This window comes from Nonomuraea sp. NPDC050536, assembly GCF_044457685.1.
Lineage (GTDB): Bacteria > Actinomycetota > Actinomycetes > Streptosporangiales > Streptosporangiaceae > Nonomuraea.
On record NZ_JBITHD010000012.1, the window covers coordinates 279714 to 302066 of the forward strand.

26 protein-coding genes are annotated in these 22353 nt (G+C 71.0%); 10 read left to right on the forward strand and 16 right to left on the reverse strand.

The features are described 5' to 3' along the window. Positions 1-24: 24 nt before the first annotated feature. The 4 genes from ACIBHX_RS31325 to ACIBHX_RS31340 all read right to left on the reverse strand — a co-directional run bounded on the left by ACIBHX_RS31325 (position 25) and on the right by ACIBHX_RS31340 (position 2555). Complete coding sequence (locus tag ACIBHX_RS31325; RefSeq protein WP_397070930.1) at positions 25-198, reverse strand: hypothetical protein; 174 nt, start codon at positions 196-198, stop codon at positions 25-27. Positions 199-297: 99 nt separating this feature from the next. Beyond that, positions 298-1584 (reverse strand): FAD-binding oxidoreductase, encoded by a 1287-nt coding sequence (locus ACIBHX_RS31330; protein WP_397070931.1) that lies wholly within the window; start codon positions 1582-1584, stop codon positions 298-300. A 27-nt stretch (positions 1585-1611) separates the two neighbouring features. After that, the gene (locus tag ACIBHX_RS31335) at positions 1612-2346 is read right to left on the reverse strand and encodes an MFS transporter (RefSeq protein WP_397070933.1); all 735 of its coding nucleotides are present in this window, start codon (positions 2344-2346) and stop codon (positions 1612-1614) included. Continuing rightward, the gene (locus tag ACIBHX_RS31340; protein WP_397070934.1) at positions 2319-2555 is read right to left on the reverse strand and encodes a hypothetical protein; all 237 of its coding nucleotides are present in this window, start codon (positions 2553-2555) and stop codon (positions 2319-2321) included. The genes ACIBHX_RS31335 and ACIBHX_RS31340 overlap by 28 nt, the downstream gene beginning before the upstream one ends. A 20-nt stretch (positions 2556-2575) precedes the next feature. On the opposite strand from ACIBHX_RS31340, the gene ACIBHX_RS31345 reads away from it, so the two are divergent. After that, positions 2576-2728, forward strand: a complete 153-nt coding sequence (locus ACIBHX_RS31345) for a hypothetical protein (protein ID WP_397070935.1) — start codon at positions 2576-2578, stop codon at positions 2726-2728. Here the strand turns inward: ACIBHX_RS31345 and ACIBHX_RS31350 are convergent. From ACIBHX_RS31350 to ACIBHX_RS31360, 3 genes are read right to left on the reverse strand one after another with little or no spacing between them, the layout of a single operon-like run. Further along, entirely contained in the window at positions 2725-3729 is a 1005-nt protein-coding gene (locus tag ACIBHX_RS31350; protein WP_397070936.1) for an RICIN domain-containing protein, read from the reverse strand. The two genes, ACIBHX_RS31345 and ACIBHX_RS31350, sit on opposite strands and share 4 nt — an antisense overlap. A gap of 46 nt (positions 3730-3775) precedes the next feature. Then, positions 3776-4228 (reverse strand): MarR family winged helix-turn-helix transcriptional regulator, encoded by a 453-nt coding sequence (locus ACIBHX_RS31355; RefSeq protein WP_397070937.1) that lies wholly within the window; start codon positions 4226-4228, stop codon positions 3776-3778. Positions 4229-4256: 28 nt separating this feature from the next. Then, positions 4257-4880: a DJ-1/PfpI family protein gene (locus ACIBHX_RS31360; protein ID WP_397070938.1), complete on the reverse strand. Its 624-nt coding sequence runs from the start codon at positions 4878-4880 to the stop codon at positions 4257-4259. Positions 4881-4940: 60 nt separating this feature from the next. Here ACIBHX_RS31360 and ACIBHX_RS31365 point away from each other — a divergent pair, with 60 nt between their 5' ends. Then, on the forward strand, positions 4941-6284 hold the full coding sequence (locus tag ACIBHX_RS31365) for an NERD domain-containing protein kinase family protein (protein ID WP_397070939.1): 1344 nt from the start codon (positions 4941-4943) through the stop codon (positions 6282-6284). Positions 6285-6286: 2 nt separating this feature from the next. Next, on the forward strand, positions 6287-6796 hold the full coding sequence (locus tag ACIBHX_RS31370; protein WP_397070940.1) for a GNAT family N-acetyltransferase: 510 nt from the start codon (positions 6287-6289) through the stop codon (positions 6794-6796). 4 nt (positions 6797-6800) lie between these two features. Here ACIBHX_RS31370 and ACIBHX_RS31375 read toward each other — a convergent pair whose 3' ends face one another. After that, complete coding sequence (locus ACIBHX_RS31375) at positions 6801-7748, reverse strand: CU044_5270 family protein (RefSeq protein ID WP_397070941.1); 948 nt, start codon at positions 7746-7748, stop codon at positions 6801-6803. Then, complete coding sequence (locus ACIBHX_RS31380; RefSeq protein ID WP_397070942.1) at positions 7748-8299, reverse strand: RNA polymerase sigma factor; 552 nt, start codon at positions 8297-8299, stop codon at positions 7748-7750. Before ACIBHX_RS31380 ends, ACIBHX_RS31375 begins: the two co-directional genes overlap by 1 nt. A 174-nt stretch (positions 8300-8473) precedes the next feature. Between ACIBHX_RS31380 and ACIBHX_RS31385 the strand changes: the two genes are divergently transcribed. Beyond that, the gene (locus ACIBHX_RS31385; RefSeq protein ID WP_397070943.1) at positions 8474-9259 is read left to right on the forward strand and encodes a cupin domain-containing protein; all 786 of its coding nucleotides are present in this window, start codon (positions 8474-8476) and stop codon (positions 9257-9259) included. Here ACIBHX_RS31385 and ACIBHX_RS31390 read toward each other — a convergent pair. Next, positions 9256-9810 carry a TetR/AcrR family transcriptional regulator gene (locus ACIBHX_RS31390; RefSeq protein ID WP_397070944.1) on the reverse strand — a complete coding sequence of 185 codons (555 nt, stop codon included), beginning with the start codon at positions 9808-9810 and terminating at the stop codon, positions 9256-9258. The two genes, ACIBHX_RS31385 and ACIBHX_RS31390, sit on opposite strands and share 4 nt — an antisense overlap. 21 nt (positions 9811-9831) lie before the next feature. Further along, positions 9832-11151, reverse strand: a complete 1320-nt coding sequence (locus tag ACIBHX_RS31395) for a M14 family zinc carboxypeptidase (RefSeq protein WP_397070945.1) — start codon at positions 11149-11151, stop codon at positions 9832-9834. 78 nt (positions 11152-11229) lie between these two features. On the opposite strand from ACIBHX_RS31395, the gene ACIBHX_RS31400 reads away from it, so the two are divergent. Next, entirely contained in the window at positions 11230-11841 is a 612-nt protein-coding gene (locus ACIBHX_RS31400; RefSeq protein ID WP_397070946.1) for a TetR/AcrR family transcriptional regulator, read from the forward strand. 58 nt (positions 11842-11899) lie between these two features. Next, complete coding sequence (locus ACIBHX_RS31405; RefSeq protein ID WP_397070948.1) at positions 11900-12217, forward strand: MFS transporter; 318 nt, start codon at positions 11900-11902, stop codon at positions 12215-12217. On the opposite strand, the gene ACIBHX_RS31410 is transcribed toward ACIBHX_RS31405, so the two are convergent. Further along, entirely contained in the window at positions 12172-14853 is a 2682-nt protein-coding gene (locus ACIBHX_RS31410; protein ID WP_397070949.1) for a BTAD domain-containing putative transcriptional regulator, read from the reverse strand. The two genes, ACIBHX_RS31405 and ACIBHX_RS31410, sit on opposite strands and share 46 nt — an antisense overlap. 115 nt (positions 14854-14968) lie before the next feature. On the opposite strand from ACIBHX_RS31410, the gene ACIBHX_RS31415 reads away from it, so the two are divergent. Both ACIBHX_RS31415 and ACIBHX_RS31420 read left to right on the forward strand, forming a co-directional pair. Continuing rightward, complete coding sequence (locus ACIBHX_RS31415) at positions 14969-15886, forward strand: M23 family metallopeptidase (RefSeq protein ID WP_397070950.1); 918 nt, start codon at positions 14969-14971, stop codon at positions 15884-15886. Positions 15887-15900: 14 nt separating this feature from the next. Further along, positions 15901-17277 (forward strand): N-acetylmuramoyl-L-alanine amidase, encoded by a 1377-nt coding sequence (locus tag ACIBHX_RS31420; protein ID WP_397070951.1) that lies wholly within the window; start codon positions 15901-15903, stop codon positions 17275-17277. Here ACIBHX_RS31420 and ACIBHX_RS31425 read toward each other — a convergent pair. Beyond that, entirely contained in the window at positions 17274-18023 is a 750-nt protein-coding gene (locus ACIBHX_RS31425) for a hypothetical protein (RefSeq protein WP_397070952.1), read from the reverse strand. The genes ACIBHX_RS31420 and ACIBHX_RS31425 overlap by 4 nt on opposite strands. A 61-nt stretch (positions 18024-18084) precedes the next feature. Here ACIBHX_RS31425 and ACIBHX_RS31430 point away from each other — a divergent pair, with 61 nt between their 5' ends. After that, complete coding sequence (locus ACIBHX_RS31430; RefSeq protein WP_397070953.1) at positions 18085-19131, forward strand: DUF2293 domain-containing protein; 1047 nt, start codon at positions 18085-18087, stop codon at positions 19129-19131. On the opposite strand, the gene ACIBHX_RS31435 is transcribed toward ACIBHX_RS31430, so the two are convergent. After that, positions 19079-19633, reverse strand: coding sequence for an HD domain-containing protein (locus ACIBHX_RS31435; protein WP_397070954.1), 555 nt, complete (start codon positions 19631-19633; stop codon positions 19079-19081). The two genes, ACIBHX_RS31430 and ACIBHX_RS31435, sit on opposite strands and share 53 nt — an antisense overlap. A gap of 65 nt (positions 19634-19698) precedes the next feature. Here ACIBHX_RS31435 and ACIBHX_RS31440 point away from each other — a divergent pair, with 65 nt between their 5' ends. Then, positions 19699-20070 carry an MmcQ/YjbR family DNA-binding protein gene (locus tag ACIBHX_RS31440; RefSeq protein WP_397070955.1) on the forward strand — a complete coding sequence of 124 codons (372 nt, stop codon included), beginning with the start codon at positions 19699-19701 and terminating at the stop codon, positions 20068-20070. On the opposite strand, the gene ACIBHX_RS31445 is transcribed toward ACIBHX_RS31440, so the two are convergent. Next, entirely contained in the window at positions 20067-21206 is a 1140-nt protein-coding gene (locus tag ACIBHX_RS31445) for a kynureninase (protein WP_397070956.1), read from the reverse strand. The genes ACIBHX_RS31440 and ACIBHX_RS31445 overlap by 4 nt on opposite strands. Positions 21207-21251: 45 nt before the next feature. After that, the gene (locus tag ACIBHX_RS31450) at positions 21252-22346 is read right to left on the reverse strand and encodes an ABC transporter substrate-binding protein (protein WP_397070957.1); all 1095 of its coding nucleotides are present in this window, start codon (positions 22344-22346) and stop codon (positions 21252-21254) included. Positions 22347-22353 lie beyond the last annotated feature (7 nt).

Sequence of the window (22353 nt, forward strand, 5' to 3'; positions counted from 1 at the left end):
CACGCTAACGAGCGTTCCTGGTAATTAACTGGGAGCCGTCACATCCCTGGTGACGCCGTGCACGCGGTGGATCCGGCCGTCCTGGCCGTACTCGGCGAACAGGTGGACCTGGGTCGACAGCCGCCTGCCCTTGCGCAGCACCGCGTGCAGGGTGAATCTGGCGGCGGCGCTGTGGCCGTCCACCAGCGCCTCGCGCACGTCGATCTGGCAGCTCGACGAGGTAGTCGGCGAAACGCTGTCGGATGTCCATACCGGCAGGATCTTCCATCGGAGGCCGCCAGTCGTCGCCCCACAGGACTACTCCTGCGGGAGTACGTTGACGTTGCCCCGGAACAGGTTGTCCGGATCGTAGGTGGCCTTGACGACGGCCAGCCGCTTGCGGGTGGCGTCCGGGTAGACGGCCTCCAGGTCGGCTTGGGTGGTCTCGGAGAAGAAGTTCACGTAGGCGCCTGAGGTGTGCGGCTCGAGCACCCGCCAGACGGCCTCGAACTCATCGCGGACCGGCATGTGGTCGTCCGGGCTGCCCAGCACCACCGTCAACAGCATGATCTCCGCGGACCGGTGGGCGAACGCGGTGTCGTCCGCGGGCACCCGCGCCATCGCGCCGCCCACGGCGCGCAGCTCCACGTACATCATCGGCACCCGGTCCTTATGGGCGAGGATGTCGTCCACCAGCTCGTCGGTGAGCACGTCGGCGAAGCGGTTGCGCACGATGGGCAGCCAGCCGGGCGGCAGCGCGGCCTCCTCCAGCACCTCGGCGTAGGGCTTGACGGTGATCTCGGAGTCCACCACCTCGCCCAGGCCGAGCAGCGGCTCGACGGCCGCGGGGTCGGCGCCGGCGTAGGCGGCCATGATCCCCACCGTCGGCGGCACGTCCTCGCCGAAGGCCGGATACAGCTGCAGGGTGGTGGTGAGCCCTTCGCCGGCGGTGCGCATGAGGTCCCGCCAGCCCTTGACCACGGCCTCGGTGCCGGCCACGTCGTAGATGATCCTGGCGAAGGTGACATCCGACTCCCGGGTGGCCCGCAGCTCGAAGCGGGTCACGATGCCGACGTTGCCACCGCCCCCGCGGATCGCCCAGAACAGGTCAGGGTTGTCCTCGGCACTGGCCCTGACGATCTCGCCGGAGGCGGTGACGACCTCGGCGGCGACCAGGTGGTCAAGCGCCAGGCCGTGCTTGCGCACCATCCAGCCGATGCCGCCGCCGAGCAGCAGCCCGCCCACGCCCACCGAGCTCGTGTCGCCGGAGGAAACGGCCAGCCCGTGCGGGGCCAGCGTGGCGGCCACGTCGCCCCAGTGGGCTCCGGTTCCGACCCGCACGAGGTCGTCGCCGAGCAGCTCGACACCGTTCATCGGGGACAGGTCGATCACCAGGCCGCCGTCGTTGGTGCCGAATCCGGCGGCGCTGTGCCCGCCGCTGCGCACCGCGATCGGCAGGCCTTCCCGCCGGGCCAGCATGATCGCCTCGGCCACGTCCGCGGCGGTCTCGGCCCGAACGATCCGCGCGGGGCTGCCCTGGTGGATGAAGGTGTCACGCAGCTGCTCGTAGCCCTGGTCACCTGGGCGAATCACCTGCAGAGCCATCTCATGGTCCTTCCTCGGAGTGCTGATTCACCCCTGAGTCGGAACCGCCCGCGGATTCTCTACACGCTTCGACGAGCGATGTGCGAAAGCCGCGACGGCCAGCAGGACCAGCGCGGGCACGGGCAGCACGGCGGCACCCAGCAGCGGCAGCAGCGTGCCGCCGAGCAGGCTGCCCAGGCTCATGCCCAGGTAGAGCGCCGAGGCGTTCATCGCCAGGATGAGCCCGGGCTGGTCGGGCAGCAGGGCCACCAGCCTGGCCTGCTGCGGCGCCATCACCAGCGAGCTGAAGAACCCCCACACCGCGAACACCGCCATCGCCACGGCCACCGTCCCCGGCGCCACCAGCACCGCGACCAGCGCGACCGCCAGCCCGCCCAGCGCCAGGCTCACGGTACGGCCGGCCCCGAGCCTGCCGCTGATGCGCGCGGCCAGCCCGTTGGCCAGCACGCCGACGATCCCGAACACCAGCAGCGTGGCGGACACCGCACCGGCCGACGCGCCGAACCGGTCGGCCAGGAACGTGCCCGCCACGCCGTACACGGTGAACTGGGCGGCCAGCACCAGCAGTGTGGTCAGCACCGCGGCGAGCGAGCCGGGTGTGCGCAGCGCCTGGCGGTAGGCCCGCGCGGTGGGCGGCTCGGCGACGGGCAGTGCGGGCACGAGCAGCGCCACCAGCAGCAGCGCGAGGGCGGCCAGCGCGGCGACGCCGATCATCGCCGGCTGCCAGCCGAGCGTCACGGACAGGTAGGCGGCCAGCGGCACGCCGAGCACCTGCGCAGCAGGTACGGCGCGGCGGGGGCGGCCAGCGCGAAGGTCAGGGCGAAGACGGTGACGAGGTAGCCGATGCGGGCCGGCGCCACGTGTAGGGAGGCGCCCATGGGTGCGCCCAGGCCGACCACGGCCAGCGAGAGCGTGCCCATCGCGAAGTAGCCGAGCGAGAGAGTCAGGAGGGAGTATCTCGATCGCGTCATGCGCCTTTCAATACGGACCGTTGCGGATTTATTCCGCCATCGACCTGATCTTCGCCGACGCGGCGGGCGGCAAGCAGGAAGCCGTACGCCGGCGGCTGCCGGCCGACGAGCGGCTGGTGGCAGTCGAGCTGGCGCACGGCTCCGGCGTCATCCTGGCGACCAGGAGGATCTAGGACAGGGTCCAGGTCTGCTTGTCCGGCTGGTTGCAGTCCAGCGCCCACAGGCTGCCGTCGCCGTTGACGGTCAGGCAGCCGCCCTGCGGGTAGCCGTGCTCGGTGTTGTACCTGTTGACGATCTGGTACCTGCCGCCGCCGATCCCGCGGAAGCGCCACAGCTGCGTCGCGCCGTGGTTGACGGCTCCGTACTGGACGTTCCACCTGTTCGGCACGACCTCGAAGACCTTGCCGGTGGCGTTGGGCTCGATCTCCCAGAAGCCGCCGCCCTTGTCCCAGACGGTGAGGTTGGAGATCTCCCTGCCGCCGCCGTGCAGGGTGATCCGCTTGCCGTGCGCGGGTTCGGCGCCGCCCGGGTCACGGGGCTGGTCGCCCTGGTCGTGCTGGGCCTTGGCGGGCGAGGGGTGGAAGGTGACGCGCACGGCGCCGTTGCCGTCGTGGCGGTCGGCCTGCGTGCCCTTGGCGGGGATGTAGGCCCAGTTCACGTAGCCGCCGTCGTGGTAGTAGTTGAAGTCGCCGCCCTCGTCGCTGATGACCAGGCGGTAGCACATCGCCTTGGCGTAGGCGCTGCCGGAGCTCTTCTCGTCCATGAACTCGGCGTACGTGCCGTTGCCGTGGTCGTCGTTGAAGTCGGCGCCGTTGAGGAACGATCCGTCGTACCTGTGGTCGTAGTCGCCGCTCAACGACTTGGGCTGGTCGCAGTGGCGGTCGCGCGGGTAGTTGTTCTGCCTGCGCTCGCTCTCGAGGAAGACCAGCACGTTGGCCTCCCCGCCGAGGTCCTGCCACGCCTCGCGCGCCACGTCCTGGGTGAACTGGGAGCGCTCCTCGTGGCCCTCCTTGGTCTGCTGCACCAGCTTCATGATGGCCTTGAAGACCTCGACCAGCGCGTTGCCCACCTTGGCGCCCCAGCCGCTCGCGGCCGAGGCGGGCGCGGGGGTGACCACGAGCAGCATGCTCAGGACAGCGACTCCTGCGGCCATCCCTTTGAGTGTCCGTTTCATGGCCGACAGGGTGAGAGAACCGCATTGACGTGAGGTTGACGGATCCTCAGCGCGCCTGGTCGGACTCCATCTTCTCCAGCGCGTCCGACAGCTTGCGCAGCGCCGCCGGCACCTCGCGGAAGGCCTCGAGTCCCAGCTGATCGGCCAGCCGCGCGGCGGCCTCGGCGTGACCGGGGATGATCTTGCCGATGGCGGCCCTGCCCTCGTCGGTCGGCTCGAGCAGCTTGGCCCTGCGGTGAGCGGGGTTGGGCTTGTACGCGGCCAGCCCCTTGTCCACCAGCAGGTCGGCGATGCGCTGCACGCCCTGTCTGGTCATGCCCATCACCCGGGCGATCCCGGCCACGGGCAGCGGCTCGTACAGCACCGCGCCGAGCACCTGCCACCACGCGGCGGTCAGCCCGGCCGGGCGGGCCAGCCCCTCTGCCAGGTCGAGGACCTGGCCGTTGAGCCGGAACACCGCCAGCGCGGTCGCCGCCAACAGATCCGCCTCTTCGCTCATCTGGAACTCCTCGCCGGGCGCGGCCTCTCTAGCCCGCCATCAGGTCGAAGAAGGCCGCCGGGTCGCTCTTACCGTAGAGCCTGTACCAGGCGTCGAGCTTTTCGGGGGTGTACAGGTCGAGCTTGGCGAAGATCTCGCGGGCGAAGGCCACCGGCTCGGTCGGGCCCGCCGAGATGAGGTCGCCGCCGGTCACCGCGTCGGCGTCGACGTAGCACTCGGCGCCCTTGTAGGCCTCCTGCGCCTGCAGGAACTCCACGACGGCCGAGGTGTGGGGGCGCTCGTTGAACAGCCCCTGCCTGGCCATCCCCGCCGTCGCCCCGCAGATGGCCGCGACCGGCGTGCCCGCGTCGAGGAATTCGGCGGCCTTGCGCCCGAAGTCGTCCAGCTCGCCGGTGATCCAGTCGTCGGAGCCCGCCAGGATCAGCATCTCGCTGTCGGCCGGGTCGAGGTCGTCGAGCGTCATGTCGGGGACGATCCGGTTGCCACCCAGCGTGGTGATCGGGTCGAACGTGCGGGCGACGGTGACGACCTGGAACGTGCCGGGGCGCTGCTGCCACAGGTCGCGGTTGATGTGCGCGGTGGCGTATCCGGCCTCCCAGTCGGCCAGTCCGTCGTAGATGGCCACGTGTACCGTCTTCTTCGTTTCGCTCATGACAGTATCTTGTCAAAACGACAGCATGTTGTCAATAGATTTCATGCGAAGATGGGCGACATGGCAGAGATCGTCGGGGGCGGACGTCCGGTCAACGACGCGGAGCGGCGCGTGATCGCCCACCTGCGTGACCACGCGCCCGCCGACTGGCTGCTGCTGCACAACATCGAGATCCCCCGCGGCGACGACGTCTTCGAGGTCGACCTGATCGTGCTGACGGGCCACTCCGTGGTGGTCCTCGACGTCAAGGGCACCCGCGGCCGCATCGAGGTCTCGGGCACGCGCTGGTTCCCGCCGCGCAGGGAGGCGTTCGGCTCGCCGGTCGCCAAGATCAGGGGCACCGCCAAGGCGCTGAAGGGGCTGCTGGTCGCCCATGACACCCGCCTCGAGCGGGTCTACGTCGACAGCCTGGTCGTGCTCACCTCGCCCGACGCCGAGCTGGTCGACCCGGCCGGCCGCGACTCGGCCAACACCACCAGGTTCGACCGGCTGCGGCAGGTGCTCGGCGACGTCTCGCGGGTGCGCCGCGGCTGCAGCCCTGACGCCCGGCCGTACCGCACCTCGATCATCGACGCGCTCAACCACGCCGTACGGCGCAGCACCGCGCCGCCCAGGTTCGGCAACTGGGAGGTCCAGGAGCGTCTCGGCGGCGACGCCAAGGTGGATGAGTACCGGGCCTTCAACGTGACGCTGCCGGGCAGCGAGACCGTGCTGCTGCGCGTCTACCGGGCCGACCCGCTGGCCGACCAGGAGGCCAGGGTGGCCGAGCGGCAGCGCATCGCCAACGCCTACGCCTCGCTGGCCAGGATCCCGCCGCACCCGTGCGTGGTACGGCCGCGCGACTTCTTCGCCATCGACGACGAGAGCCGCTTCGTGCTCGTGCTCGACGACGTGCACGGCGAGGCGCTGCACCGGCGGATGGGCCTCGGGGCCCGGCTCGTCGTCATCCAGGACCTGCTGGCCGGGCTGGCCCACGCGCACGCCCACGGGGTGATCCACCGGGCGCTGAGCCCCGCCTGCGTGCTGGTCACCGACGACGGTCACGCCGTGCTGACCGGGTTCGACTACGCCAAGCCCGGCAAGCGCACCTACACCGTCGCCCACGAGCTGGGCAACGTGCTGGACGCGCACTACGTGGCGCCGGAGTGCCAGGAGCGGCCGGAGCGGATGACGCCCGCCTCCGACGTGTACGCCGCCGGGGTGATCGCCTACCAGCTGCTCACCGGCGAGCTGCCGACCAGCGCCGACGCCCACGGTCCCGACGTACCCGAGGTGGTGCGCCGGATGCTCGACGCGACGCCGGCCAAGCGGCCCTCGGCCGCCGAGTCGCTGGCCGCCCTGCAGGGCGCCGCCACGCGCCCGGAGTCCCGGCTCAGGCGGCTGCTCCGTCGCATAGTGTCCTGATCATGGAAATCTCCCTGCGCGCGGTCTCGGAAGACGACCTGGCGTTCCTCAACCGCCTGACCAACGACCCCGAGGGCGCCGGCGCGTTCCAGTGGTACGGCTGGCACGACCCGCACGAGCACCGCCGGCGCTGGGAGGACAACGGCATGCTCACCGACGACGGCGGATTGCTGATGATCGTGCGCGGCGTCGAGCGGGTCGGCTTCCTGTCCTTCCGCAAGCAGGTCACCTCCAGGTCGGCCTTCTGCTGGGAGATCGGGCTGATCCTGGCGCCGGAGTTCCGCGGTCAGGGATACGGCACGCGGGCCCAGCAGCTGATGGTCGGCTACCTGTTCGACCACACGCCGACCAACCGGATCCAGGCGACCACGGAACTGTCCAACATGGCCGAGCAGCGCGCGCTGGAGAAGGCCGGGTTCACCCGCGAGGGCGTGATGCGCGGCGGCGGCTTCCGCGCGGGCGAGTGGCAGGACGGCGTGATCTACGGCATCGTCCGGTCGGACCGCTCCTGAGCTTTTACGGGCGCTGGCCCGGCTTGTCGACGAGCTGTGTCTCCATCAGAGCGGTCCAGACCAATGGCGTCCCCGCCTTGACAGGAACCTTGCCGTCGCTGCCCCCGTCGTACATGCGGTCCTGCGTCATGACGCCGTACGTCCCGAGGAACCGGTAATCGTCCGAACTCAGGATGAGGTCGTAGCGCATGCTCGAGCCGGTGTAACTGAATGCCACGCCACGCCTGCCTTCTGCGTCAGCCGCGTCACGGGTGATCGTCACTCCTGGGATCATCGGCAACGCGCGGAACAGCGCCGCTCTCACCCGAGCAGGTAGTCGCTGCTCGCCCATCAGCTGGTAGATGGCCTGAAATCGCTGGTCGTCCATGGACGGAGGCGGGTCTCCGAACGCGCTGGTGAAAGATTTCGGATCGATAGGGTGGAGCTTGGCGCCGATCCGCTCCAACATGGTCTGCGGCGTCACCGGCTCCGCGTCCAGTTCCTTGGCCCCGATGCCGGGATTCGTCCCCTGCACGAGCAACTGGCCGTTCTCCTGGTACCAGGCGGACTGCTGCCCGTCCACGCTCGTCCACTGTTCCCACTCCGTGCGCCTGTCGGGGTCGACGCCCAACCCGTCCGCAGGTGGTGCGGTACGCTCCTTGAGATACAGCCACTGCCCTGACTTCGCCTCGGGCACCGGCGTGTATTCCGCCGCTCGCGCGGCCCGCTCGCTCAACTCCTTCACACTGGCTACCTGGGCCATGTCCGGCTGGTCTCGCGTCATCACCAGCCCACCTCCGATGAGTACGGCGAGCGCCGCCGCGACAGCCAGCCGCCACCCGAGCTTCAGCCTGAACCGGGGCTCCGACGAGTGCATGGCATTCATGAGCGTGTGCCGTGCCAGGGCCTCCGCTTCCCGCGTGATCTCCGGGACATCGCGCCGCATCGTGCGTACGGCCTCCATCTCGTCCATCACAACTCCTTCCTGATCGTCTTCCTGGCCCGGTGCAGCCTGGACCTGACGGTCCCCACCGGGATGCCGAGCGCCTGCGCGGTCTCCTCGTAACTGAGCTGCTCCCTGGCGATCAGCAGCATCACCTCGCGGTCGCCGCGCGACAGCTTCGCCAACGCCCCCGCGAGCCGGCGCTCCTGTCCCTGGGCGGTCACCCGCTCGACCACCTCGTCCTCCATGGGCGCGCCGAGCGGGTCGATGCCGGTCCGCGCCAAGGCGCGTAACAGGCGTTCCTCCGCACGCCAATGCCTGGCGACGAGCGTGGCGGCTATGCCGTACAGCCATGGGCGGGCCATTCGATAGGCCAGGTCATACGATCCGCGCCGGCGGAAGGCCGCGAGGAAGGTCTCCCCCACGATGTCGTCGGCCGCCTGAGAGCCCAGCCGCCTGGCGGCGTAGTGGTGGATCTGCCGCACGTATCGGTCGAACAGCACGCCGAACTGCTCGGGATCGTCTACGGATCGCCGGATGAGCTCTGCGTCGTCCAGCTCAGCCGTCTCCAGTACATTCACGTGTCTCCTCGCGGATCTTGTCGGTCACCCTGTTGTCTCCCGACGGGCTGGATGAGGTTCTCAGCGAGGGCGACGCCCATGTAGCACCAGAGCTCCTTTTGACAGGGCTTCGGAGCTTCTGCTAGGCATTAACCGGAATCGGATTCCGTATCCGCTTAAGTCTGAGGAGATCTGATGGACCGCTTCTACCTGCTGGACCAGGGCGACTCCCGCGCGCCGGGGCTGGAGCTCAAGGCCGGCCCGGAAGACACGCAGGGGCGTTTCTCCCTGGTCGAGACCCGCTCCGAGCCGCACAGCGGAGCCCACGACATCGGCGACGAGTTCGTCTACGTCATCGACGGCGAGTTGGACGTCGAGTTCGACGGCAAGACCCACCGGCTCACGCCCGGCATGAGCGCGCTGCTGCCCCGCGGCGTCCCGCACACGATCGGCGAAGGCGGGCACACCCTGCGGCTGACGGCGCCCGGCGGGCCGCAGGAGGCCGGGTCGGGCGACTGGGGCGACACGGACCGCGGCTACGTCCTCGATCGGGGCCAGGCACGGCCTGGCCGGGTCGCGGTGCCGCCCGCGTTCAGCGTGAAGGCCCGCACCGAGGACACCGACGGGCTGTTCTCGCTGCTGGAGGTCACCGTGGCGCAGCCGGTGCCGCGCCACGTGCACCATGTGGCCGACGAGTGCATCTACATCCTCGACGGCGTGCTGGAGGTCGAGTTCGGCGGCCGGATCCACCAGGCGGGCGCGGGCCAGTTCGTGCTGCTGCCGCACGGCGTCCCGCACGCCATCAGGCCCGGATCGAACCCGCCGCCGCGGGTGATCCAGATCTCCTCACCCGGCGGCTGGGAGTGCGTGGTGGAGGCCCTGATCGAGCACAGGACCGAGGTGAGCAAGGGCGGGCGGTTCGATCCCGCCGCGCTCAACCGGTACACGCGCCGGTACCACGTCGCCTACGAGGAGGTCTAGGAACGCATCGCGTCGAGCGCGAGCCGGGCGAAGCGGCGCCAGTCGCCGCTGCCCGTCCTGATCACCGCCGCCAGGCCGCAGACGAGCATGTAGACGTCCTCGACGGTGGCGTCGGCCCGGATCACCCCCGCCTCCTGGCCGCGCTCGATCAGCGTGCCCGCGACCTCCTCCAGCGCGCTCCTGCTCTCGCCCGACGGCTCGTTGGAGCCCATCGCCGACTCGATCGCGCCGGACAGGCCGCGGTCCCTGTCGAGCACCTCGCCGATGTGGCGCAGCAGGAGGTCCAGCCCCGCGCCCGGGTCAGGGGCGGCCAGGCACTCCTGACGGGCGAAGACCAGAATCTCGGTGAAGCGGTGTCCCGCCGCGGCCTCGACCAGGGCCTGGCGGGTGGGGAAGTGCCGGTAGACGGTGCCGATGCCGACCTCGGCGGCCCGGGCCACGTCGGCCATCTGCACCTCGTCGCCGCGCTCGGCGAACAGCGCGCGGGCCACCTCGAGCACGCGCGCCCTGTTGCGCTCGGCATCGACCCGCGTCCGACCGGATGGCACCATCGGAGGCTACCAGCGCCCAGGTCACGGGGACGCTGATCCCTTGGCCGCCTCGGCTGCCAGGAGTCCGGCGCCGAGCTGGACGGCGACCAGGGTGCGGAGGGGGATCGGCGTGGCGGTGAACCCGGTCTCGGCTTCTGCGAACCAGGCTTCGAAGAGCGCCTGCATCCGGGCGTGCTCTTCCCTGATGGCCGGGGTCGGGTTTCCCGCGGCGAGCTCGGCGTCCAGCAGGCGCAGGTACGTCCCCAGGTACCTCAGCCGCATGCTGTGCTTGAGCTGCTCGTTGCCGATGACCTCGGCCACCGTGGCGGGCCGGTCGGCGCCGGGGTGGTCCTCCCATTCGGAGATGTAGTCGTCGTGGGTGCCGACGAAGTCCTCCAGCGCGCGGCGGAACGGTGACCGTACGGTCAGCTCGGACTCGACCCTGGCCAGTGACCGGCCCAGCTCGCCGATCAGAGCGCGCTGATCGGCGAGGTAGGTCTTGATCACCTCGGCGTACGACCGGTCGGTGGGGGTCTCGTCGGAGACGCGGGGGTCGGCCCAGTACGGGAGTTCGGTCACCAGGTGTAGGGCGCCGAAGCGGTCGGCGTAGTCGATGCTGCCGCCGCCGATGCCGTAGATCGCGCCCAGCTCGGCGCCGCGTGGTGTCACGTACGCGGCGGGGCCGATCTGGACCGCGCTCGGGACCTCCGGCGGGCCCATGTGCAGCGGCAGCCCCTGACCGGCCGCCAGGGCGGCCAGGGCGGCGGCCAGGGCGGGCTCGTTCCTGCTGAGGTAGGAGAAGGCGCCCTGCAGCTCGCCGTTGTGCAGGGAGTAGACGAAGGCCGGCCGGACCTCGTCCATCAGCCGCATCAGCGCCTCGGTCTCCGGCAGCGTGCGGTCGAAGCTGTAGCTCTCGCCGGTCAGCGGGAACGTCCACTCGACCTGGTCGGCCTCGCACGGGCGGTAGAAGTGCTCGGCATAGGCGCGGCGGTCGCCGGGACGGACGTACCAGCCCTCGTTGAGTCGGGCGCCGTCGGGGTCGACGCACGGGATGAGGTGCCAGCGGTAGCCGAACTCCTCGCGCAGCCAGGAGTCGTCGATGAGCCGGCGCAGCAGGCTGCTCACCGTGAGCGCGCCGATCGGCTCGTTGGGGTGGGGCCCGCCGATGATCACCGCGTCGTGCGGGCCGGTGCCGATCGTGGCCACGCGCAGCGGTTCACCCAGGCGCGAGGTGCCGATGCGGCGCAGCCGTACCAGGTCGGGGTGGGCGGCGGCGAGCTCGTCGAGCTCGGCGTGCATCTGGTCCACGGTCGGGAACGCGGCGTAGTCGGGCACCAGGGTCATGTACTTGTCGACGTCCATGTGCGAAACAGTAATCTGGATTATTCTAATAATCTAGATTATGGTTCTGCCAACCTCGGGAACGGAGACCTCGACACCATGCGGCTGACCAGGGCGGAGAGCAAGGCTGCCAACAAGCGTGCGCTGATCGACGCGGCCCGCGAGGTCGTCGGAAGGCAGGGAGCGCAGGCGCGGCTCGAGGACATCGCCGACCTGGCCGGGCTGACGACGGGGGCCGTCTACTCGTTGTTCGGCGGGAAGAACGGGCTGATGGTCGCGATGGTCGACGACTACGTCGGGCCGCTCGACCTGCGGCCGATCGAGGCCGCCGGGCCCGGCCTCACGCTGGAGGAGGTCGTGGCCGTGATCGCCCGCCAGTTCTGGCGGATGTCCGCCGACCCCGAGGCCGCCGGGCAGCTGCTGTTCGAGATCCGCGTGATGGATCTCGTGCTGGCGGATCCCGACCTGCTCGCCAAGCTCAACGCGGCGATCAACGCGGCGGAGGTCCAGCTCGCCACGCACCTCACCGGCCGCGAGTACGGCGGGACGCCGATCACCCGCGAGCAGGCCGTACGCCTGGCCCGAGCGCTCAAGGCGCTGCTGTCCGGCCTCGGGCAGGGCGTGGTGCTCGGCGGCCACGGCGGCTCGGAGGAGTACTTCGCCGACGTCGCGCGGGCGCTGGTCACGCGGCAGGTGCTCGGCCCGGCATAGCCAGGACGCGGGTTCGGGGGGAACGCGCGGACACACACCCCACCCGAAAGGCAGGACCATGCGTAGATCCGGATTCGGCGTCATCGGCGCGCCGGTGATGTTCATCGGCGTCTTCCAGCTGATGGAAACGATGCTGTCGCCCGCGATCCCGCTCATCCAGCGGGACCTGGCCGCCTCGCCGGGCGAGTTGGCGTGGATCTTCACCAGCTCGCTGATCAGCTCGGCGATCGCCACCCCGATCGTCGGCCGGCTGGCCGACATGTACGACAAGCGCACCCTGCTGCTCACCCTGATGGCGATCAGCAGTGCCGGGGTCCTGATCTCGCGCCGTCAGGCGGGCAGGCTGCGGCGCAGGGCGTTGGCGTGTTTGAGGTAGTCGCGGGCCAGGTTGGCGCGGCCCGCCGAGCGGTGCAGCTCGCCGAGCAACTGCGTGGAGGAGGCCTCGCCGCTGCGGTCGCCGAGCTCCTGGAAGATCTCCAGCGAGCGTTCGAGCCCGGCCGAGGCGGGCGCCCACTCGCCCCTGGCCGCCTGCAGCCCGGCCAGGCTCTGCATGGCGTAGGCCCCGCAGTGCCTGTCACCCAGCGACTCGAAGATGTCCAGAGCGTGCCTGTGCAGCGCCATCGCGCCGTGCAGCCGGCCCAGCTGCACGCACACGCAGCCCTCCCGGTGCGCGTCTCCCAGCTCCTGCGCCAGGCGCATGGCCTGCCCCAGCCACTGCGAGGCCTGCGCCACGTCGCCGGACCTCAGCAGCACCCGCCCGATGGCCTGGCGGGCGAACGCCTCGCCGCTGCGGTCGTCGGCGGACATGAACATCCCCAGCGCCCGGCGGAAGTGGCCGAGTGCCTGCACCAGGTGTCCGCGGAACTGGTTGACCGCGCCGAGGCCGCAGATGGAGGTGGCCTCGGCCCGCCTGTCGCCCAGGTCGCGGAAGATGCGACGGGAACGGGTGAAGCCGTCGGCGGACTCGTCGTAGCGGTCCTGGTAGAGGCTGACCTGGGCCAGTCCGCGGAGCATGGCGGCCTCGCCGTAGCTGTCGCCCTGTTCGCGGGCGGCCTGGAGGGCCACGCTGTGCGTCTGCCGCCAGGTCTCGAAGTGGCAGTGCAGGTCCAGGTAGGGGACCATGGCGGCGGCCAGGCCCCAGGCCGATTCGGCCAGGCCCGACTCGGCGGCCACGCGCACGGCCTCGGCCAGGGCGTGATGCTCGGCCACGAACCAGGTGAGCGGGTCGGCGGTGAGGCGTTGCAGCGTCGGCTCGGGCAGCCGCCACCTGGGCGCCCGCGCGGCGGTGAGGCTGAAGACCGTGGTGGGCAGCCTGGCCATGGCGTGCTCGGTGGTGGCGGTCCAGGCGGCCAGCACCCTGGCGAGGTCCGCGCGGGAGGGGCCGCGTTCCAGCGCGTGCCTGCGGACCAGTTCCGGCACGCGGTAGCGGGGCTGGCCGACGGGGTCGGTGCCGACCAGTTCCAGCAGGTTGATGTCGACGAGCAGGTCGGTGACGTCGTCGGCGCGGTGCCTGCCGAGCGCGGCGTCCACCACCCAGCCCGGCTGCGCCTGCCCGCCGAGCAGGCCGAGCGTGCCCAGGGTGCGCACCGCCTCGTCGGGCAGGCGCAGGTAGCTGCGGTCCAGGCTGGCCCGTACCTCGTCGAGTACGGCCAGCCGGTCGTCGTCCAGGCGGCGCCGCAGCACCTCGAGCGACCAGCCGGGCCTGCGGGCCAGCCGGGCGCCCACGTCGCGGATCGCCAACGGCAGCCGCCCGCACGCCTCGACGATGGCCAGGGCCGCCGCCGGCTCGCGGCGTAATCGCTCGGCGCCCGCGATGCCGCCCAGCAGGGCCAGCGCCTCGGCCTGGTCGAGCTCGCCCAGGTCCAGGTGGAAGGCGCCGGGCAGCTCGGTGATGCGCCGTCTGCTGGTCACGATCACCGCGCTGCCGTTGCCGGGCAGCAGCGGCCGCACCTGCCCGGCGTCCAGTGCGTCGTCGAGCAGGATCAGCATGGGCCGCTCGGCCAGCAGCGAGCGCAGCAGTGCGGACCGCTCGTGGCACGACTGCGGTGGCACCGCCACGCCCAACGCCCGCAGCGCCTCGCCCAGCAGCTCGCCCGGCTCCCGCTCGCCCAGCTCGAGATGGAGCTGCCCGCACGGGAACCGCTCGCGCATCGCGTGGGCGGCGTGCACGGCGAGCGCGGTCTTGCCGATCCCGGGAGGCCCGGAGATCACCGTCACCGAGAGCCCTCCGACGAGCGCCACCAGCTCTCCGGCCCTGCCCACGAAGTCGGGCACGTCCGGCGGTAACTGCCGGGGCACGCAGCCGGGCGCGGCCACGGCCTCGTCGGCCAGGACCCTGGCGTGGGCCGCCCGCAGCTCGGTCCCCGGCTCGACGCCCAGCTCCTCGACCAGCCTGGCCCGGATGTCGGCGTAGGCCCGCAGCGCCTCGGCCTTCCTGCCGCCGGCGTGCAGGGTCAGCAGGAGCCTGGCCCACAGGTCCTCGCGGTAGGGGTGCTCGGCCAGCAGGGCACGCAGCTGGGTCACCGCTCCGGCGTGGTCGCCGGATCCCGTCAGTTCGCCGATCAGGGCCTCCGCCGCGGCCAGCCGTACCTCCTGCACGGGGCCCAGGCGGCGGTCCCAGAGCGGCTGGTCGGGCAGGTCCGACAACGGCGCCCCGCGCCAGAGCGCCAGCGCCTCGGCATAGGAGCCCGCGGCGACCAGCTGCTCGAAGGCGAGCAGGTCCAGCGCGCCCGCGGGCACGTCGATGGCGTAGCCGGAGCCGTCACCGCGCAGGAAGCCGCCACCCAGGTCGGCGCGCAGCGAGCTGACGTAGGTGCGCAGGTTGGCCTGGGCCGAGCGGGGCGGCCGGCCTGGCCACAGCACTTCGACGAGGCGATCGGCGTTGACCACGTGCCCCGCCTCGAGCAGCAACGTGGCCAGGAGTAACCGCGGCTTCCTGCCGGAGACCCGGACGGGCTGCCCTTGCGCGGACCGCACTTCCAACGGCCCGAGCACACCAAAAGTGACCGTCATGACCGCATCAGCTCCTCAATGGAGGCCTGACAGCTCTTTGTATCGGTTCTGGACGATTCTTGTGCGGCTAATGCCGACGCTGGTCTCAGGGATCCCAGCCGAAAGGATCATTCCCATGAGGCTCATCGGAGCAACGATCCTCACATTGTTACTCAGCCTCGGTTCAGCCACAGCCGCCTATGCCGACCCGCAGCCGGACCCCACCGCGGACTCGGCGACATCGGATTCGGCGGAGACACTGGCCGCTCCCGCCTTCCAGATGCCCTTCCCCTGCGGTCAGACGTGGACGGGTGACTCCGACGACAGCAGCGCGCACCAGTCCTGGGAGATCGACTGGAACCGCGGCAGCACCCCCGACGCCGACCTCGGCGACCCGGTCGTAGCGGCCGCGGGCGGCACGGTGGTCATCGCCACCAACCAGGGTTCGGTCAACGGCTACGGCAATCTGATCAAGATCGACCACGGCGGTGGGTGGACGAGCTACTACGCCCACCTGCAGACCATGCGGGTCAGTATCGGCCAGACCGTCTCGCAGGGCCAGCTCATCGGCAACGTCGGCAACACCAGCAAGCCGGGCAACAACATCTCGCCCCACCTGCACTACGAGGTACGGCTCGGCACCAACTACCCGGCCAACATCCAGAAGGCCGTCTTCGACGGCGTCACGTACGGCTACCCGGACCAGACGCTGACCTCACACAACTGCGGTAACCCCTACAGCCCCGAGCAGGTCTGCGGCACCGGCTACAAGGTGATCGACTCCGCGGCCCTCGGCAGCGACGGCGCCGTCTACCTGCTGTACAACAGCGGCAACGGCAACAACTGTGTGACCACGCTGAAGTCCAAGTCGCTCGGCACGGCCACCGCCACCACCGCCTACCTGGAACCCCAGGGCGGATCGCGCGTGACCGACTCCGGCAACTTCGGCTACTACGCCGGCCCCGTCTACGTGAACGCCCCCGGCAAGTGCGTCAAGTGGGGCGGCAAGGCCGGTGCCTCCAGCTACGACTCACCTTTCGAGCACTGCGGATGAAACGAGCACTGCGGATGAAGCGTTTAGCCACCATCGCCCTGGCCGGACTGCTCGTCCTGGCCGGCCAGACGGCCCACGCGAACACACTTTCCGGCACGCTCGCCGACGCCTTCGACAAGGCGGCGAGCACCTACGACGTGCCGCGTGACCTGCTCGTCGCGCTGGCCTACGCCGAAACCCACCTGGACGGGCACGCGGGCAAGCCCTCCGCCAGCGGCGGCTACGGCATCATGCACCTGGTCAGGCAGCGGTCCCTGAACCAGGCGGCCAAGCTGACCGGCCAGTCCGCCCAGGCGCTCAAGAGCGACGACGCGGCCAACGTGCTGGGCGGCGCTGCCGTCCTGCGCGCCCAGGCCGACACGCTCGGCCTGTCCGCCGACGCCCGCAAGGACCCGGCCCACTGGTACGGCGCCGTCGCCGCGTACGGCGGGGCCGCGCAGAAGGCCACGGCCAGGATCTACGCCGACGCGGTGTACGAGACGCTGGCCAAGGGCGTGCACGCGCGTGGCGTGGACGCCGCGGCGCTGGCCGTACAGCCTGACCGGTCGGGGTATGAGGAGATCAGCCCGCTGGCGGCGAGCACCGACTACCCAGGGGCGCTGTGGGCGCCGGCCAGCACCGCCAACTACGCGGTCTCCAACCGGCCGACCAGCGACCCGATCAATCTGATCATCATCCACGTCACCCAGGGCTCCTACGCGGGGACGATCTCCTGGTTCCAGAACCCCTCGGCCGCGGTGTCGGCGCACTACGTGATCCGCTCGTCCGACGGGCAGATCACCCAGATGGTGCGGGAGAAGGACCGGGCCTGGCACGCGGGCAACAGCGACTACAACCACCGTTCCGTCGGGATCGAGCACGAGGGCTACGTCTCGGACGCGTCCTGGTTCACCGACCAGATGTACCGGTCCTCGGCGGCGCTGACCCGCAACATCGCCGACCGCTACGGCATCCCGAAGGACCGCTCGCACATCATCGGCCATTACCAGGTGCCCGGCAGCGACCACACCGACCCCGGGCCGTACTGGGACTGGACCAAGTACATGAGCTACGTGACCGGCAGCGGCAACCCCTACAGCGCCGAGCAGGTCTGCGGCAGCGGCTTCAAGGTCATCGACTCCCAGGGGCTGGGCACGGCGGCCACGGTCTACCTGCTGTACAACTCCACCAGCGGGGAGAACTGCGTGGCCACGCTCAAGCAGTCGTCGCTGGGCACGGCCACCGCGACCAGTGCCTTCCTCGAACCCGAGGGCGGGACGCGGCTGACCGACTCCGGCAACTTCACCTACTACGCGGGCCCGGTCAAGACCTCGGCGCCAGGAAAGTGCGTCAAGTGGGGCGGCTCCGCCGGTTCCAGCAGCTACGAGAGCCCCTTCGAACACTGCGGTTAGAGCCTGTCGATCACGTCGATCAGGTAACCGGCGCCAGGGGTGCGCACCGCCACCCGGCTGCCGACGCGCTGTCCTGCCAGCGCGTCGACCCAGCCGGGCGGTACGGCCCCTGGCGCCAGCACGACCGCGGTCGGACCGCGCGGCCGGTCCACCGCGTGGCCCGAGATGACGGCGTACTGGACCACGATCCGGCAGCCGCGCGTCACGACCGGCCCCGACCCGCCGATCAGCGTCGTCACCGGAGCGGCCAGCTCGCCGGGCAGGTCGGTCAGATCCTGGCCGACCAGGCGGGCGTCGGGCGGGTAGCCGCCGAGCACGTCGAACACGGCCACCACGATCTCCGCCCCTGCGGAGCCCGACACCTGCGACGCCGGACCGACCAGCATCACCCTGCTGCCCGCCGGCCGCCCCACCAGCGCCTCGCGCCACAACCGCGACGCGCTGCCGAGGTCGACTCCTACGGGCTGGCCGGCGTCATAGGTGCTCAGGTACGGCAGGCCGTCCGACCACCGCCTGATCTCCACGTCGGCCAGCACCACGTCGCCCGGCACGGTCGTGCGCCCGCGCCCCAGCGACAGCACGGTCATCCGCGGCGCGGAATCCGGCGTGGCCCTGGGGATGCTGATCACCGGCCGCGAGCCGAACGCCCCCGACACCGCGGGAACCGTGTCGCGCGCGACCAGGCCGCACGAGGCGAGCAGGGCGAGCACGGCCGGCACGACGGCCATCCCGGATCTTCCCCCCATATCCCCCGACGCTAGTTCGATCATGAGCGCGGGGCACGCAGGCTGAGGCAAGCTAGAGGGCGTGAGCCGGTCAAACCTCGCACGCAGGGTCGCGGACGCAGCCGAGATCGCGCTCGCCGCCAACAAGTACGTGACGTTCATCGACGTGGTCACCAGCCTGCGCTGGCTGCACCGCCGGCACGTCGACGTCTGGCGGCAGGGGCGCGCGGCCACGCTGGCGGAGCTGGCCGCCGTGGACGAGGACCGCCTGCTGACCACCGCGGCGCTGCTGCGCGAGTGGGCGCAGGCCAAGGGCCTGCGGCCCGCGGAGACGCCGTACGTGTCCGGCAGCCGCGACCGCCGCCCGCTGCGCTTCACCTCGGCCCCCGACCAGGCGCCCTTCCAGACGCACTGGCTGTCCCCCGACCTCACCGAGGCCCGGGTCCGCAGGCTCGCCGAGCGCCACAGCAAGGCGCCCGACCTGACCGCCGTCGCCCCGCTGGAGCCGTGGACGTGCGCCGAGTGCGGCGACACCGGCGCGTACCTGATCATGGAGGACGGCCGGTCGCTCTGCCTGACCTGCGCCGACCTGGACCACCTGGTCTTCCTGCGGGCGGGCAACGCGGCGCTGAGCCGCCGGGCCAAGAAGGAGAGCGGCCTGTCGGCCGTGGTCGTCCAGTACAACCGGCGGCGCAAGGTCTACCAGCGCCTCGGGATCCTGGTGGAGGAGGCCGCGCTGGCCCGCGCCGAGGAGCAGTGCCTGGCCGATGAGGAGGTCCGCCTGCGCAGGCGCGAGCGCGACAGGGAGCGCAGGGCCGAGCAGGACGTGGAGTTCCAGGCCAGGTTCGCCGGCGAGATCGCCCGGCTGTTCCCCGGCTGCCCGCCCCGCCGCGCCGAGGAGATCGCGGTGCACGCCGGCCAGCGCGGCAGCGGCAGGGTCGGCCGCACGGCCGCCGCCAAGGTGCTCGACGAGAACGCGATCACCCTGGCGGTCGTCGCCTCCATCAGGCACCTCGACACCGACTACGACGAGCTGCTCATGGCCGGGGTGCCCAGGATGGAGGCCCGCGACCGGATCAGGGACCGGATCGACGAGCAGCTGCGGCTCTTCCGGCAACCGCCTCGATAGCCGGCCGCCAGACGGTCAGGTCCGCGGGCGCCAGCCCCACCACCTTGCCGAGATCGTCGGCCCGCCGCAGCCTCACCGCGTCCATCCCGTACGGCGAAGCCGCGAACGCGGCCACCTCGGCGGACGACATCGCCCCGCCCTGCAGCTCGAGCGTCCTGGCCGACTCCGGCGACAGCCCGCGCGCGGGTTCCGTGGCGGCCAGGTAGCGCTTGGCCTGCACGTGCAGCCCCACCAGCGCCGCCACCCACTCGCCGAGCAGCGGCTGGACGGCCTCGGCCGCGGTGGAGGCGTGTCCCGCCTCGTCGCCGGGGTCGAGCAGGTGCCCGATGTCGTGCACGAGCCCGGCCACCTGCAGTTCCAGGTCGTCGGGGTGCCTGCGGCGCAGCACGGCGGCCACCTGGAGCCCGTGGTCCAGGATCGGAACCGGGTCGCCGGTCCTGTCGGGGGTGTCCCAGGTGTCCTCGCACCTGGCCAGGACGTCCATGAGTTCGTCGACCGTCACGGGAACCACTCTGGGGCAGTTGACGGCATGCCGTACAGAGGGTCTGTTTCGATAGCGTCTATCGCATGAGCGACTGGCGCGACGTGCGGGAAGAGCTGCGGACGTTCGCACTCGGGCTGCCCGAGACCCACGAGGACCACCCGTGGGGCGAGACGGTGATCAAGGTCAACAAGAAGGTCTTCCTGTTTCTCGGCCTGGACGAGCAGACCGAGAAGTGGGACCCGACCTTCGGCGTGAAGCTGCTGTCGCAGACGCACGGCCACGCGCTGACCGTGGAGGGGGCGGCGCCCAGCGGCTACGGGCTCGGCAGGGCCGGGTGGGTGACCGTGCCGTTCCTGTCGCCGCTGCCGGAAACCGACGTGCTGATCGACTGGGTCGAGGAGAGCTACCGGGCGATCGCCCCCAAGCGCGCGATCAAGGTGCTGGACGAGCGTTAGGTGACCGCCAGGCGCTGGGCGTACTTCTCGTCGCGCCACAGCTCCTTCTCCAGCACCTCGTCCAGGATCGTGGCGGCGTCGAAGACGTCGACGTAGCGGGTGTAGAGCGGCGCGAAGCCGAAGCGCAGGATGTCGGGCGCGCGGAAGTCGCCGTGCACGCCGCGATCGATGAGCGCGCGCATCACCGGGTAGCCGTCGGGGTGGTAGAAGCTGACCTGGCTGCCGCGCCGCTGCGGGTCGCGCGGCGAGGCCAGCTCCAGCCTGTCGCCGACCAGGTCCACGAACAGCGAGGTCAGCGCCATGCTCTTGGCCCTGATCTGGTCCATCGGCACCCGCTCCCACACGTCGAGCGCCGCCTCGAGCGCGGCGAACGACAGCACGTGCGGCGTGCTGACGGTGAAGCGCCTGATCCCCCCGGCCGGGGTGAAGCCGGTGTCGAAGGCGAACGGCTCGGCGTGGGAGTACCACCCGGGCAGCACGTTGCGCGCCTCGGCCTGGTGGCGCGGGTTGACGTAGAGGAAGGCGGGGGCGCCGGGCCCGCCGTTGAGGTACTTGTAGGTGCAGCCGACCGCGAAGTCGGCGGCCGAGACGTCCACCTGCATCGCGCCCACACTGTGGCAGACGTCCCACACCATGAGCGCGCCCGCGGCCTGCACCCTGGCGGTGATCTCCGGCACGTCGTAGCGGGCGCCGGTGCGGTAGTCGACCTCCGACAGCAGCACCACGGCCGCGTCGTCGAAGCGGCCCTCGCCGAAGTCCCTGACCTCGTAGCCGGGCAGGCCCGCGACCATGTAGTTGTCGGTGGGGAAGTTGGACCTGTCGAGCACGATCACCCGGCGGTCGGGGCGCAGCCCGACGGCCGCGGACACCGCCTGGTAGACCGCGATCGAGGTGGTGTTGCCCACCACGACCTGGCCGGGTCCTGCGCCGATGAGCGGCGCGAGCCGGTCGCCCACGGTCAGCGGCTGGGCGTACCAGCCGCTCTCGTTCCACCCGCCGACCAGGTGGGTGCCCCACTCGTCCTCGACCGCCTGCCGTACCCGCTCGGCGGCGCGGCGGGGCGGGGCGCCCAGGGAGTTGCCCACGAGGTAGACGACCCCCTCGGGCAGCACGAACTCGTCCCTGAATGCGCCCAAGGGGTCCTCTGCGTCGAGGGCTAGGCAGCGGTCGCGGTCCAACGGTCACTCACTTCCTGGAGAAATCGTGCTAATTACCCGGTTTTCGCCATTCTGGTACTGGCGGACGTACCAGTTCTGCACCGGGTTGTGCGTGGCGTCGAGGTGAAGGGGGCCGCGGGGGCTCGGGATGTCGCTGATCTGCGACAGTGCCCGGGCCAGGTCGCCGCCCTTGTCGGCGGCCAGGTCGATCATGCGCATGGCGTCCCAGCCCTGGACGGCGACCGCCGAGGGGTTCCGCCCCGTCCTGGCCCGCCACAGGGCCACGAAGACGGTGTTGTCCTTGTTGGGCAGCGTGGGGGCGTACATGCCGACGCTGGTCATGCCGTCGGCGTCGGGGCCGACGGCCTGGGTGACGTCCTCGTCGGCCAGATGCTGGCAGGCCAGCAGCGGGATCTTGACGGCGGAGAACGCCTTGGCGAACATGATCGCCTCGCTGCCCGCGTAGAAGGCGTAGACGAACTTCGCCTCGGCGGGGATCTGGGCCAGGTAGGACGCGAAGTTCTTGGTCCGGTCGAACGGGGTGAGGATCCGCTTGAGCGCCTTGGCGCCGTAGCCGGCCTCGAACCCGTCCAGCGTCTCGGTGCCCGCCGAGTAGTCGGGGGCCATCAGCACGGCTCCCGAGGTGCCGAAGTGCTCGGCGGCGTACTTGCCCGCGGCGTAACCGTGCTCGTGGTTGGTGAACGACACCCGGTAGACGCCCGGCCCGCCCAGCCCGTCGGCCCCGGCGTTGGCGATCACCACGGGCACGCCCCTGGCCTGCCTGACCACCGTGACGGCCACCGGCGACGACAGCAGCCCGGTGATCACGCTCGCGCCGTCGCGGTCGATCAGCTGCCTGGCCTGCTGGCCGCCCGTCTCCGGGTTGCCGGCGTCGTCGGCGACCACCAGGGCGGCCGGCCTGCCGCCCAGCCGCCCGACGTGCTCGTCGAGGTAGAGCCGCATCCCGGCCTCCATGTCATCGCCCAGCGCGGCGTAGACGCCGGTCTGCGAGATGATGGCGCCCACCTTGAGCACCGCGTCGTGCTGGGCCTGCATGGTCGGCGACACACCGCAGGCCGCCACGGCGAACACCATGAGGAGGACCACCGGCACGCGCATCGGGCGC

Bases quoted from the DNA above. Each gene is read 5' to 3' on its own strand.
- ACIBHX_RS31330 (WP_397070931.1), bottom strand. From the start codon at position 1,584: ATGGCTCTGCAGGTGATTCGCCCAGGTGACCAGGGCTACGAGCAGCTG.
- ACIBHX_RS31340 (WP_397070934.1), bottom strand. From the start codon at position 2,555: ATGACGCGATCGAGATACTCCCTCCTGACTCTCTCGCTCGGCTACTTC.
- ACIBHX_RS31350 (WP_397070936.1), bottom strand. From the start codon at position 3,729: ATGAAACGGACACTCAAAGGGATGGCCGCAGGAGTCGCTGTCCTGAGC.
- ACIBHX_RS31355 (WP_397070937.1), bottom strand. From the start codon at position 4,228: ATGAGCGAAGAGGCGGATCTGTTGGCGGCGACCGCGCTGGCGGTGTTC.
- ACIBHX_RS31360 (WP_397070938.1), bottom strand. From the start codon at position 4,880: ATGAGCGAAACGAAGAAGACGGTACACGTGGCCATCTACGACGGACTG.
- ACIBHX_RS31365 (WP_397070939.1), top strand. From the start codon at position 4,941: ATGGCAGAGATCGTCGGGGGCGGACGTCCGGTCAACGACGCGGAGCGG.
- ACIBHX_RS31370 (WP_397070940.1), top strand. From the start codon at position 6,287: ATGGAAATCTCCCTGCGCGCGGTCTCGGAAGACGACCTGGCGTTCCTC.
- ACIBHX_RS31375 (WP_397070941.1), bottom strand. From the start codon at position 7,748: ATGGACGAGATGGAGGCCGTACGCACGATGCGGCGCGATGTCCCGGAG.
- ACIBHX_RS31385 (WP_397070943.1), top strand. From the start codon at position 8,474: ATGGACCGCTTCTACCTGCTGGACCAGGGCGACTCCCGCGCGCCGGGG.
- ACIBHX_RS31390 (WP_397070944.1), bottom strand. From the start codon at position 9,810: ATGGTGCCATCCGGTCGGACGCGGGTCGATGCCGAGCGCAACAGGGCG.
- ACIBHX_RS31395 (WP_397070945.1), bottom strand. From the start codon at position 11,151: ATGGACGTCGACAAGTACATGACCCTGGTGCCCGACTACGCCGCGTTC.
- ACIBHX_RS31400 (WP_397070946.1), top strand. From the start codon at position 11,230: ATGCGGCTGACCAGGGCGGAGAGCAAGGCTGCCAACAAGCGTGCGCTG.
- ACIBHX_RS31405 (WP_397070948.1), top strand. From the start codon at position 11,900: ATGCGTAGATCCGGATTCGGCGTCATCGGCGCGCCGGTGATGTTCATC.
- ACIBHX_RS31410 (WP_397070949.1), bottom strand. From the start codon at position 14,853: ATGACGGTCACTTTTGGTGTGCTCGGGCCGTTGGAAGTGCGGTCCGCG.
- ACIBHX_RS31415 (WP_397070950.1), top strand. From the start codon at position 14,969: ATGAGGCTCATCGGAGCAACGATCCTCACATTGTTACTCAGCCTCGGT.
- ACIBHX_RS31420 (WP_397070951.1), top strand. From the start codon at position 15,901: ATGAAGCGTTTAGCCACCATCGCCCTGGCCGGACTGCTCGTCCTGGCC.
- ACIBHX_RS31425 (WP_397070952.1), bottom strand. From the start codon at position 18,023: ATGGGGGGAAGATCCGGGATGGCCGTCGTGCCGGCCGTGCTCGCCCTG.
- ACIBHX_RS31440 (WP_397070955.1), top strand. From the start codon at position 19,699: ATGAGCGACTGGCGCGACGTGCGGGAAGAGCTGCGGACGTTCGCACTC.
- ACIBHX_RS31450 (WP_397070957.1), bottom strand. From the start codon at position 22,346: ATGCGCGTGCCGGTGGTCCTCCTCATGGTGTTCGCCGTGGCGGCCTGC.